This is a genomic window from Nitrosospira multiformis, from assembly GCF_003050865.1.
In the GTDB taxonomy this organism is placed as follows: Bacteria; Pseudomonadota; Gammaproteobacteria; order Burkholderiales; family Nitrosomonadaceae; genus Nitrosospira; species Nitrosospira multiformis_E.
In genome coordinates, this window is record NZ_QAOK01000003.1 from 120145 (window position 1) to 132410 (window position 12266).

The 12266-nt window shown below is 54.0% G+C and carries 11 protein-coding genes and 1 riboswitch; of the genes, 8 read left to right on the plus strand and 3 right to left on the minus strand.

The window, feature by feature from the left end; translation table 11 throughout:
* The first annotated feature begins 68 nt into the window (after nucleotides 1-68).
* The 3 genes from C8R21_RS02800 to C8R21_RS02810 all read left to right on the plus strand — a co-directional run bounded on the left by C8R21_RS02800 (nucleotide 69) and on the right by C8R21_RS02810 (nucleotide 3652).
* Nucleotides 69-407: a P-II family nitrogen regulator gene (locus C8R21_RS02800; RefSeq protein ID WP_011381824.1), complete on the plus strand. Its 339-nt coding sequence runs from the start codon at nucleotides 69-71 to the stop codon at nucleotides 405-407.
* A gap of 302 nt (nucleotides 408-709) precedes the next feature.
* Nucleotides 710-2203 (plus strand): M48 family metalloprotease, encoded by a 1494-nt coding sequence (locus C8R21_RS02805; RefSeq protein ID WP_375135991.1) that lies wholly within the window; start codon nucleotides 710-712, stop codon nucleotides 2201-2203.
* Between the two features lie 207 nt (nucleotides 2204-2410).
* Complete coding sequence (locus C8R21_RS02810) at nucleotides 2411-3652, plus strand: pyridoxal-phosphate-dependent aminotransferase family protein (protein WP_107761341.1); 1242 nt, start codon at nucleotides 2411-2413, stop codon at nucleotides 3650-3652.
* A gap of 210 nt (nucleotides 3653-3862) precedes the next feature.
* Here the strand turns inward: C8R21_RS02810 and metF are convergent, their stop codons facing one another.
* The 3 genes from metF to metK form a co-directional block, all read right to left on the minus strand.
* Nucleotides 3863-4708, minus strand: coding sequence for a methylenetetrahydrofolate reductase [NAD(P)H] (gene metF / locus C8R21_RS02815; RefSeq protein ID WP_074975829.1), 846 nt, complete (start codon nucleotides 4706-4708; stop codon nucleotides 3863-3865).
* 89 nt (nucleotides 4709-4797) lie between these two features.
* Nucleotides 4798-6243 carry an adenosylhomocysteinase gene (gene ahcY / locus C8R21_RS02820; protein ID WP_107761342.1) on the minus strand — a complete coding sequence of 482 codons (1446 nt, stop codon included), beginning with the start codon at nucleotides 6241-6243 and terminating at the stop codon, nucleotides 4798-4800.
* A gap of 16 nt (nucleotides 6244-6259) precedes the next feature.
* A riboswitch (S-adenosyl-L-homocysteine riboswitch) is annotated at nucleotides 6260-6337 on the minus strand.
* Nucleotides 6338-6356: 19 nt separating this feature from the next.
* Nucleotides 6357-7556 (minus strand): methionine adenosyltransferase, encoded by a 1200-nt coding sequence (gene metK, locus C8R21_RS02825; RefSeq protein ID WP_107761343.1) that lies wholly within the window; start codon nucleotides 7554-7556, stop codon nucleotides 6357-6359.
* Nucleotides 7557-7697: 141 nt separating this feature from the next.
* On the opposite strand from metK, the gene dapF reads away from it, so the two are divergent.
* From dapF to hslU, 5 genes are all read left to right on the plus strand, one after another.
* On the plus strand, nucleotides 7698-8531 hold the full coding sequence (dapF, locus tag C8R21_RS02830; RefSeq protein WP_107761344.1) for a diaminopimelate epimerase: 834 nt from the start codon (nucleotides 7698-7700) through the stop codon (nucleotides 8529-8531).
* A gap of 14 nt (nucleotides 8532-8545) precedes the next feature.
* Nucleotides 8546-9205, plus strand: a complete 660-nt coding sequence (locus C8R21_RS02835; protein WP_107761345.1) for a DUF484 family protein — start codon at nucleotides 8546-8548, stop codon at nucleotides 9203-9205.
* Between the two features lie 57 nt (nucleotides 9206-9262).
* A complete protein-coding gene (gene xerC / locus C8R21_RS02840; RefSeq protein WP_258192215.1) occupies nucleotides 9263-10165 on the plus strand; it encodes a tyrosine recombinase XerC in 903 nt (300 codons plus the stop codon).
* 100 nt (nucleotides 10166-10265) lie between these two features.
* Nucleotides 10266-10802, plus strand: a complete 537-nt coding sequence (hslV, locus tag C8R21_RS02845) for an ATP-dependent protease subunit HslV (protein WP_107761347.1) — start codon at nucleotides 10266-10268, stop codon at nucleotides 10800-10802.
* A 125-nt stretch (nucleotides 10803-10927) separates the two neighbouring features.
* Entirely contained in the window at nucleotides 10928-12259 is a 1332-nt protein-coding gene (hslU, locus tag C8R21_RS02850) for an ATP-dependent protease ATPase subunit HslU (RefSeq protein ID WP_107761348.1), read from the plus strand.
* Nucleotides 12260-12266: the final 7 nt, after the last annotated feature.

Here is a 12266-nt window from a genome sequence, read left to right on the forward strand (position 1 = left end):
ACCGGAAGCCGCGAAGAAAAGGCCTCTTATGGCTTTATGATCAACATGATGAATAAAAGGAATGCTTCATGAAAAAAATCGAGGCTATCATCAAACCTTTCAAACTGGACGAGGTATGCGAAGCGCTCAATGAAATCGGGATAAGCGGACTGACAGTTACCGAAGTGAAAGGATTTGGAAGGCAAAAAGGCCATACCGAGCTATACCGGGGTGCGGAATATGTAGTGGATTTTCTGCCCAAAATAAAGATCGAAATTGTAGTGCTCGCGAAACAGGTTGACAGCGTTATTGAAACCATTATCAGTAGCGCGCGCACCGGAAAAATCGGCGATGGTAAGATTTTTGTCACCGATATCGAACAAGTCGTAAGAATACGCACGGGGGAAACGGACGAAACCGCCGTCTAGACTCTCTGCTCATGATGATTCGCTTGAAGATCGAGAGTGGCCCGCTGGTGCAGCGAACCGGGATGGCAAACGACTGTATTCTATACTCAGCAAGAGAGAAATCGGCGGTCACATAACTGAAACCAGCATAAGCCAGTTCCATTCATGCAGAGAATTGAATCTGCCCTTGCACTCTCCCTGATTCCTGCTCCCGCCCGCTCCTGCTCCTTCCATTGCGTCCCGGTATACTTCGCCCTCGCCCGTGTCACGTGGAACTTCACGTGGGAAGCGGTATCTTACCGACCATGAAATTGCGCCACATAATGTTTTTTTTGCCGGCACTATTCACGGTGAATGTCCATGCCGAAGGTCTGCCTGACCTTGGCGATGTATCTCAAGTATCCGTATCTCCAAGAGAAGAACGGGAGCTCGGGCTGAAAATAATGTCCGAGATCCGTTCGGACCCCAGCTACCTCAACGACGCGGAAATTGACGGCTACCTCACCCATCTCGGTAGTCGTCTGATTTCAGGCTCCCGTGAGGCGCGTCCCGAGCAGGAGTTCGAGTTTTTTGCCCTCCAGGATCCGGCTCTCAATGCATTTGCATTACCGGGAGGTTTCATGGGATTCAATAGCGGCCTGATTCTCGCAGCGCAGTCGGAGTCCGAGCTGGCAGGAGTGATGGCACACGAAATCGCGCATGTCACGCAAAAGCACCTGGCACGCATGATCGCCGGGCAAAAGTACAGCATGCTGACTTCTCTCGCCTCGATGGCGCTAGCTATCCTGGCTTCTCGCGCCAACCCCCAGGCGGGTCAGGCTATTCTCGTGGCCTCGCAGGCAGGCCAGATTCAGAAACAATTGAACTTCACCCGGGAGCATGAAAAAGAGGCGGACAGAATCGGCCTGAATATATTGACCGGGGCAGGACTTGATCCACGAGGTATGGCCGATTTTTTCGAGCGCATGCAGAGGGCAACCCGTTTTCTTGAAAACGGCGCTCCTTCATATCTGCGCACTCATCCCGTTACATTCGAACGCATCGCTGATATCGAAGGCCGCACGCATGGTTTGCCCTATCGGCAGGTACCGGACAGCCTGGATTTCCAATTGGTGAGGGCCAAGTTGCGAGCCTCCATAGAAAAACCCGCCGACGCAGTGAAGTATTTCGAATCGATTCTGCGTGAAAAACGATACACCAATGAGACGGTAGAACGGTACGGACTCGTAACAGCCCTGCTGCGGAGCAGGGAGTACGAGCGCGCGGACAAGGAACTGGTGCGTCTGTATGACAGCTTACAGCCCGAGGGCACGGTGGAGACCCTCCAGGATCATCAACTCGGGACTTCCATTCGGATTCAACGCAGAATGACCCCCTCCAGTCCCATGATAGAAACCCTAGCGGCCCGTGTCAAACTCGCAGCCGGGCAGACTGCCGAAGCGCTGGATATCTATCAAGCCGCACTATCGATATTCCCGCAGCATCGCGCATTAACCTACGATTACGCCGAGGCGCTGCTGAGCAAAGTCAGTGCGCAGGATGCGCTCGACTTCATCAACCGGCAATTACAGTTCGACCCGAATGACGTGCGCCTCTATAGATTGCAGGCGCAAAGCCATGAAACGCTGGGAAACATCCTGCTGCAACATCAAGCGCTGGCGGAAGTTTATTCACGCCAGGGTAATTACCCTGCAGCAATCGAGCAGTTGCAGATCGCGCTTAAAACAGATGATGGCGACTTCTACCAGATGTCGAGCGTGGAAGCACGTCTCAGGGAATTGCGTGAACTGGCTGCCAACGAGTCCAAAAAAAAATAGAACCCCTCAGGTTCGATTCTACTGGCCGGAAATAGATATCCACCCGTCCTTGTCTACCGCTGTCTCCCTTTATAGAGGATACTCTGGCAGTTTAGGGGACGCTTCTGCAGAAGGGAATTCGCGGGATAGCCAAACCCCTGCTCCCTTGATAAAATCGAATTCTTCCCATGCATAATCCATGGATCATCATCAAACTCAGGAACAACCATGACAAGACATTTTGGCCCAACTAAAAACATTGGCACCTTCTATCCACCGCAACGCATCCTGATGGGTCCGGGACCTTCCGACACACATCCCCGGGTTCTCGCGGCAATGGCCCGTCCCACGCTGGGCCATCTTGACCCGGTATTCACGGACATGATGGAAGAGTTGAAAAGCTTGCTGCGATATGCCTTTCAGACTTCCAATCTCCTGACCTTCCCGGTTTCAGGCCCGGGCTCGGTCGGCATGGAAATGTGCTTCGTCAATATGGTGAGCCCTGGCGACAAGGTGATCGTATGCCGCAATGGGGTGTTTGGGGGACGCATGATCGAGAACGTTCAGCGTTGCGGAGGCACCGCTGTGGTGGTGGAAGACAAGTGGGGTGCCCCGGTTGATCCACAGAAGGTGGAAGATGCCTTGAAGCAGAATCCGGACGCAAAGATTGTCGCTTTCGTTCACGCGGAGACCTCCACCGGGGCTCTGTCGGATGCCAGAACACTTTGCGAAATCGCCCATCGTCATAATTGCCTCACTATCGTCGACACGGTCACCTCCCTTGGCGGCTCTCCGGTAAAGGTGGACGAGTGGAAGATTGATGCCATCTACTCCGGCAGCCAGAAATGTCTGTCATGCCCCCCCGGCCTGTCGCCCATCAGCTTCTCGGAACGGGTGGTTGATCTCGTCAAAAGCCGCAAAACCAAGGTGCAAAGCTGGTTCATGGACCTGAACCTCCTGTTCGGCTACTGGGGAAGCACGCGCACTTACCACCATACCGCCCCTACCAATGCGCTCTATGCCTTGCACGAATCACTGCTGATGTTGTATGAGGAAGGGCTGGAGCATTCCTGGGCCCGTCACCAGCGTAACCATGAAGCACTCAAGGCAGGGTTTGAAACACTCGGGATGGAATATCTCGTGGAGGAAAACTCTCGTCTGCCGCAGCTTAATTCGGTCCACGTGCCCTCCGGAATCGATGAGAAAGAGGTGCGCCGCAGATTGCTCGTTGACTACAGTCTCGAAATCGGCGCGGGCCTCGGGGATTTTGCAGGCAAGATCTGGCGTTTCGGCCTCATGGGCTATTCAAGCCGGATGGAAAACGTCATGCTGTGCCTGGGTGCTTTGGAAGCGGTATTGTCCGATATGGGTATGAAAATCGAACACGGAGCAGCGGAAGCAGCAGCACATCAGGCTTATGCCGCTCATCCGTTGTCAGTGGAAAGTAAAAAGACCGCCAAGGCAGCGTGATTGCAGGATAGGTGGAGGAAGTGCGGCCCCATCCCGGATTGAGGATGGGACCGCGCCAGATTTCCATCAATGCTACTACAATTTACTCCATTTCCAGATCAGTCCCCCACCTAGTCACCGTCTTCGCTCACACCATCACCGTGCTCTCCGCACTACCTTCGTTGCTCGCTCATAGCTTCTCGTGATCATTCGATCTGAAAATGGGGTGAACTACAGCCCCAGTCGTTGCCAAACCGTTGTCGTTAGTCCTGCTGAGTTCAACGTGTAGAAATGCAATCCGGGCGCACCAGCATTCAGTAGTCGATCGCACAGATCGGTAACGACATCCAGGCCGAAGGCGCGTATGGAAGCAGAATCATCTCCATAACCTTCCAGCCGCTTTCTGATCCACCGTGGTATTTCCGCCCCACAGGTATCCGAGAATCTGGCAAGCTGGGAAAATCTATTGATCGGCATGATGCCGGGAACCACCGGAATATTGATGCCCATCGCCTCGCACGAATCGACAAAGTCAAAATAGGCGTCCGCATTGTAGAAATACTGGGTAATGGCCGAGTCTGCGCCGGCCTCGATCTTGCGCTTGAAGTTCTTCAAGTCTTCCTGAGCATTTCTGGCTTGCGGATGGTACTCCGGGTAGGATGCTACATCGATATGAAAGGCGTTACCGTACTCGCGGCGAATAAAGGCTACCAGTTCGTTGGCATAGCGAAATTCTCCTCCTTGCGCCATTCCCGAAGGCAGATCACCCCGAAGCGCAATCAGATGGCGAATACCGCTGCTGCGGTATTGCTCCAGCATGGCGCGGATATTTTCCCGGGTTGCACCAATACAGGAAAGATGGGGTGCCGCGACCAGGCCTTCTGCCTGAATTTCGAGCACGGTTTCCAGGGTACGATCGCGTGTCGATCCTCCCGCACCGAAGGTTACCGAGAAGAATTTCGGTTTGAGTTGCGCAAGTTGCCTGCGCGTAGCGCGCAGTTTCTCTATTCCTTCCGCGGTCTGCGGCGGAAAAAATTCGAAGCTGAATGTGGGAACAAATTTTTTCTGTGATTCCATGGCGAAGCGGAAAAGTGCGGGAAGGGTAAAAAGGCGGTGGTCTAACCACCTTTTTCCTTCACCGCGCTAAAATCCAAACCTGAAAAAAATCAATAACGGTACATTGCCGGCTTGTACGGTCCGTCAATGTCCATATTCAGGTAGCTCGCCTGTTCCTCCGTCAGTCTCGTGAGTTTGACGCCCAGCTTTTTGAGATGTAATCGCGCTACTTTTTCATCCAGATGCTTGGGTAACACGTAGACGTTTTTCTGGTAGCTGGCGCCATTCTGCCAAAGCTCCATTTGTGCCAGAACTTGATTGGTGAATGAAGTCGACATGACAAAAGAAGGGTGTCCTGTTGCACAGCCAAGATTCACCAGCCGTCCCTTTGCCAGCACAATGATGCGGCGGCCAGTAGGAAAAATGACGTGATCGACCTGCGGCTTGATATTCTCCCATGGGTACTTCTGAACCGAGGCAATATCGATTTCAGAATCGAAATGGCCAATATTACATATGATTGCCTGGTCTTTCATTCGCACCATATGATCATGGGTGATAACTCGCAGATTGCCGGTGGCAGTCACGAAAATGTCCGCCTGATCGCAGGCTTCATCCAGGGTGACGACGCGATAGCCTTCCATTGCCGCTTGCAGTGCGCAAATGGGATCAATTTCCGTTATCCACACGGTGGCTCCAAGACCGCGCAGGGACTGAGCACAACCTTTGCCGACATCACCGTAACCACACACTATGGCGATCTTTCCGGCAATCATGACATCGGTCGCCCGCTTGATCCCGTCAACCAGAGACTCGCGGCAACCGTACAGATTGTCGAATTTGGATTTGGTGACGGAATCATTCACGTTGAATGCCGGAAACGGCAACTCGCCTTTCTTTTGCATTTCATACAGACGATGGACGCCGGTAGTGGTTTCCTCCGTCACCCCTCTGATATTGGCGCGCCGGGTGGAGTACCAGTTCGGGCTGACGCTCAGGCGCTTGCGAATGGCGGCAAACAAGGCCTGCTCTTCTTCGTTGGCAGGACTGGCGATGACAGACGGATCTTCTTCCGCCCTGCTGCCAAGGAGAATGAGCAAGGTGGCGTCGCCGCCATCATCCAGAATCATATTGGGACTGCCATTACCCTCTGAGGTATCCCCTTGCCATTCAAAAATACGGTGGGTATATTCCCAATACTCCTCCAGAGATTCGCCCTTATGGGCAAATACGGGAATGCCTTCCGCTGCAATGGCGGCGGCGGCATGGTCCTGAGTCGAGAAAATGTTGCACGAAGCCCATCGTACTTGAGCGCCTAGCTTGGTAAGCGTTTCGATCAATACCGCAGTCTGAATGGTCATATGCAGGGAACCGGCAATGCGTGCCCCTGCAAGAGGCTTGGCACCGGCATGCTCTTCCCGTAGCGCCATCAGACCCGGCATCTCCGTCTCGGCAATGGCGATTTCCTTGCGCCCCCATTCCGCCAGGGACATATCGGCAACTTTATAGTCGGTGAAGCCCGCGGATGCGGAAGCAGGACTGAGCACAGCGTTCATAAGATTTTCTCCTGAAAATGAACGAGCGCCGTTGTAGCAATCCTTCCTTGCCGAGCCTCGCGGGACAATGCCCGTTGCAGCGCTCCTCGGTCTGGAAGGGTGGTGATGTGATCTTAAGCCTGAAGACTGACCGGTTCGGTTTCCGCGGGTTCAATTCCCGCTTCCTCGCGCAATTGTGCAGCCTTATCCGTGGATTCCCAGCTGAATTCCGGTTCATCCCGGCCAAAATGGCCATAGGCAGCAGTCTTCTCGTAGATGGGACGCAGCAGATCGAGGCTGTGGATGATGCCACGCGGGCGCAGATCGAAGTGCCGCTCGATCAGTTTGACGATTTTATCGTCGGGAATTTTTCCGGTTCCATAAGTGTCGACCATCAGCGAAACGGGGCGCGCAACTCCGATCGCATAAGCCATCTGTACTTCGCATCTGCTGGCGATGCCGGCTGCGACAAGATTCTTTGCCACATATCGTCCGGCATAAGCAGCAGAACGGTCCACTTTGGACGGATCCTTGCCGGAGAAGGCGCCACCGCCATGGTGCGCGGTCCCCCCATAGCTGTCCACGATAATCTTCCGACCGGTCAGTCCGCAATCTCCCATCGGTCCGCCCACCACGAAACGTCCTGTCGGGTTGATGAGGTAGCGGGTTTCGCCATTCAGCATTTTTTTCGGAAGCACGGGCTTGATGACTTCCTCAATAATGGCTTCACTCAAATCCGTGTGACTGATATCCGGGTGATGCTGCGTTGAAATGACAACGGTCTCGATTCGCTGCGGCGTGCCATTCAGGTAACGAACTGAAACCTGTGACTTTGCATCCGGACGCAGCCACGGGAGGCGTCCATCTTTTCGCAGTTCCGCCTGGCGCTCCATCAGCCGGTGGGCATAGTAGATCGGCATGGGCATCAATTGCGGCGTCTCGTCGCAGGCGTAGCCGAACATGAGACCCTGGTCACCCGCCCCCTGGTCCATTTCCTCTTCCTTGGTGCGGTTGACTCCGCGCGCGATATCGGGGGATTGTTTGTTGAAAGCAGTCAGCACCGCGCAGGTATTGTAGTCAAAGCCGATATCGGAACTGTTGTAACCGATACGCTTGACTGCTGCGCGCGCGACTTGCATGTAGTCTACATTGGCCTGTGTAGTGATTTCGCCCGACATGACGATCAGACCGGTACTGCATAACGTTTCGCAGGCTACCCGCGCATTGGGATCCTGAGCCAAGATGGCATCGAGGATGGAATCGGAAATTTGATCGGCCACCTTATCGGGATGACCTTCAGACACGGATTCGGAGGTAAAAAGATATTCGCTCATTTTGTCCAGCCGCTTAATCGTAAAAGGTCTGTAGAATACCAAATTACGCGCTTATTAAGAAGATGGATAATACAATACGGCCTGGCACGCCGATGTTTCCATACCTCGTGCTGTAATTCCTGTTCTTGCAACTCTTGATGAATGAAACTCAAGTTCACCAAAATGCATGGCCTCGGCAACGATTTCGTTGTCATTGACGCGATGAATCAGCAGATTTCGCTCTCACCGGAACAATTGCGGCGACTTGCTGACCGCCATCTGGGAATAGGCTGCGACCAGATTCTGCTGGTCGAAAAGGCAGAAGGCGATGCTGATTTCCGCTACCGCATTTTTAATGCCGACGGGGGAGAAGTGGAACAATGCGGCAATGGGGCGCGCTGCTTCGTTCGCTACGTGCATGATCATGGTATGACAGGCAAGAAGGAAGTACGGATTGAAACGCTAAGCGGGGTGGTTATTCCAAAGCTTGAAGCGAACGGGGAAGTAACGGTCAACATGGGTGTGCCGAAATTCGATCCCGGTGAGATTCCTTTTATCGCCGATCAGCGAGCGCCCACTTACCCACTCCGCCTGGATGACAAGGAGGTGGAAATCAGCGTTGTGTCGATGGGCAATCCTCACGCCGTCCAGGTAGTATCGGACCTGGATGACGCGCCGGTCTTGACGGAGGGTCCATTTATCGAAAAGCATTCACGTTTTCCTCAGCGAGTAAATGCCGGATATATGCAAGTTATCGATCCTCATCATATCCGGCTGAGAGTCTACGAGCGGGGTGCGGGTGAAACCCTGGCTTGCGGCACGGGTGCCTGTGCGGCGGCGGTTGCGGGAATTCAACGAGGACTCCTTGAATCGCCCGTCGGGGTGAGTTTTTCCACTGGAAATCTGTTCATACGATGGGAAGGGGAAAATCAACCCGTCTGGATGACCGGTCCTGCCATCACCGTTTTTGATGGAGAAATCGAGTTGCAGTTTTAAAAAACAGAAAAGACATGAAATCAAGTTTCGAAGAGATAGCAGAGTATCTGCGTGCGCATCCGGAGTTCTTTGAAGCATATGCCAGCATGCTGGCAGACATCCAGGTGCCTAATCCCCATGACGGGAGGGCGATTTCCTTGAGCGAGCGTCAAATCCTGGCATTGCGGGGTAAAAACCAGATTTTGCGGGATAAGCTGGAGGAATTGATCCTGTTCGGCAAGGAGAATGACGCTATCGCGGAAAAAATGCACCAATTGGCAGTCTCACTCCTCACCTTCAGACGTTTGCCCGATCTTCTGGATGGGCTCGCTTTTGCGCTGCGTGAAAACTTCTCGGTGCCTCACAGCGCGCTTCGTATCTGGAATATCGGTGTTGACGAACCCCTGCCACCGGAATTTGTACCCGTCAGCAGCGAGATCCATGCGATGGCGGAAAATCTGCTGCACCCTTATTGCGGCCCCCATGCTCCGGATGAGATCAGAAGCTGGTTCGGCGAACAGGCCGAGCATTTGCGTTCATTTGCGATGACTGCATTGCATGGGGATCAAACCATCGGATTACTGGTAATGGGCAGTGAAGAACCGCAACGGTTCTATCCGGAAATGGGAACAGTTTACCTCGCGCGACTCGGTGAACTTGTCAGCGCGTCATTGAGACGTTTTCGCACCGCCTGAGAAATGGGAAAGAGGCGACACCCGGAATCGTTAATCGGTCCGAATGGTTCCGGCAAGATGTCCGTAAAGGGACAGACCGAACTTGCCTCCGCCTATCTCGCTTATCTCGCCGGGACGCGGCGACTGTCGCCCCTCACCTGCGAAAGTTATGCCCACGATCTCGATATACTGGTGAATCTCTCGCGGGGAATCGCACTGGAACATTTGCAAATCCACCATATCCGGCGTTTTCTAGCTCAGTTGCATGCAAACGGATTTTCCGGCAGGAGCCTGGCGAGAATGCTGTCTGCATGGCGTGGATTCTATAATTACCTGGCCCGGCATCATGGTTATGCATGTAATCCCTGCGCCGGGGTGCGGGCGCCGAAGTCACCCAAGGTCCTGCCTCGCACCCTGTCGCCTGATGAGGCCTTGAAGCTGCTGGAGTTCGATACCCCCGATCTGATTACCTTACGCGATAAAGCCATGTTCGAGCTCTGCTATTCTTCGGGATTGCGGCTGGCGGAGCTCGTGAACCTGAAGCCCGAGGATTTAAGTCTGGGAGACGGGATTGTGCGCGTTACCGGCAAAGGGAATAAAACCCGCGATGTGCCAGTAGGAAGCAAAGCCGTGCAAGTAGTGGGAGAATGGATAAAACAACGCAATGCGCTCGCCAGGCCGGGGGAAACGGCGCTATTCCTGTCCCGGCACGGGAGGAACATCAGCCGCCGGTCGATTGATCAGCGCCTGAAAATTCAGGCAGTAAAGCAAGGAATCAGCGGGCGCATCCACCCGCACGTGCTGCGGCATTCGTTTGCATCACATGTGCTGCAATCCAGCGGCGACCTGAGAGCGGTGCAGGAGATGCTGGGGCATGCCAGCATCAGCACCACGCAGATATATACCCATCTCGACTTCCAGCATCTATCGAAGGTCTATGATGCAACACACCCGCGCGCACGAAAGAAGAATGAGACTTGAACCGCAGGGATGAGCCGGACTACGGATTGGCGCAAACACTGTTTGCATTCTTCTCGTGAATCGGCGTTATAATCTTCGCTCTCCAATTACCGGGCTAGACATGGCAGAATACCACGGCACAACCATACTTTCCGCCCGGCGCGGGAACTACGTCGCGCTGGGCGGTGACGGCCAGGTGACGCTGGGAGCGGTGATAGCAAAAGCCAGCGCGCGCAAGGTGCGGCGGCTGTACCATGACAGGCTCCTGGCCGGATTTGCCGGAGGGACGGCGGATGCCTTTACTTTGTTCGAACGTTTTGAAGGCAAGCTGGAAAAACATCAGGGACACCTCATGCGCTCGGCGGTGGAACTGGCAAAAGACTGGCGCACTGACCGGATTCTGCGCAGACTCGAGGCCATGCTCGTCGTCGCCGATCCGGGCGCTACCCTCATTATTACCGGGGCGGGAGATGTAATAGAACCCGAGTTCGGCCTGGCAGCAATCGGCAGCGGTGGTTCCTATGCGCATTCAGCGGCACGCGCGCTTCTGGAAAACACTGATCTTACACCGCCGGAAATCGTCAAGAAGGCACTTACCATAGCCGGGGATCTGTGTATCTACACCAATCAGAACCACGTAATCGAGGTTCTGGAGTAGCAGCCGGAGAAAATGAATCCGGACAAGACAGGCCTGCGCCTCTATTCGGGTATAACTTATGCTTTGTATTGTTCGTACTGTTGCTTTGATTTCTCTCACCTTTTGCCTTTATCACTGACCTGACCATGTCTCAACTGACTCCCCGGGAAATCGTTCACGAGCTTGACAAGCACATCATAGGTCAGGATGCCGCCAAGCATTCGGTTGCCATCGCGCTCAGGAATCGCTGGCGCAGGCAGCAGGTGCAGGATCCGCTGCGCCAGGAGATTACGCCCAAGAATATTTTAATGATCGGTCCGACGGGTGTTGGCAAGACGGAAATAGCGCGTCGGCTCGCGAAACTTGCGGATGCGCCGTTCATCAAGGTCGAGGCGACCAAATTTACCGAGGTAGGGTATGTTGGACGTGACGTGGATTCGATCATCCGTGATCTCGTGGAAGCCGCGGTCAAGCAGTCGCGGGAGCGTGAAACGCAAAAGATGCACGCACGCGCGGAAGACCATGCTGAGGAACGCATACTCGATGTGCTATTGCCCGTTGCCAGAGAAACGGGCCTGCAGACGGAATCCATCGAGGCGGAAAGTGCTACCCGCCAGAAATTTCGAAAGAAGCTGCGCGAGGGAGAGCTCAACGATAAGGAGATCGAAATCGAGCTGGCAACCCCGCATACCCACATGGAAATCTTTGCTCCCCCCGGAATGGAAGAGCTGACGACGCAGATTCAAGGCATGTTCCAGAATCTGGGTGCGGAAAGAAAAAGGACGCGAAAGCTGAAAATCCGCGAAGCGATGAAGCTCCTTGTCGATGAGGAAGCCTCGAAGCTGGTTAATGATGAGGAATTGAAGCTGCGCGCAGTACAGAATGTCGAGCAGAACGGCATCGTGTTTCTGGATGAAATCGACAAGATCACGAGCCGTTCCGAGACTTCGGGAGCGGATGTGTCGCGCCAGGGGGTTCAGCGGGACCTGCTGCCTCTGGTGGAGGGGACCACGATTTCCACCAAATATGGCATGATCAAGACCGATCATATTCTGTTTATCGCCAGCGGGGCATTTCACCTCGCCAAGCCTTCCGATCTGATTCCCGAGATGCAGGGCCGGTTTCCAATTCGGGTTGAGCTCACCAGCCTCAGCGCCGACGATTTTGTACAAATCCTCACCAATACGGATGCCTGCTTGACACGTCAATATGAGGCGCTGCTTGAAACTGAAGGGGTGAGGCTGGAATTTACTCCTGATGCGGTCAAGCGCCTGGCGGAGATCGCTTTTGCAGTCAACGAAAAAACAGAGAATATTGGAGCACGGCGTCTTTATACCGCCATGGAAAAACTGCTGGAGGATGTTTCGTTCAATGCCGAGAAGCACCATGGAGACGCAGTTGTCATTGATGCCGCCTATGTGGATAAACGACTCAGCGACCTGGCGCAAAGCGAGGATCTGGCCCGCTACGTGCTTTAAGAAGTCG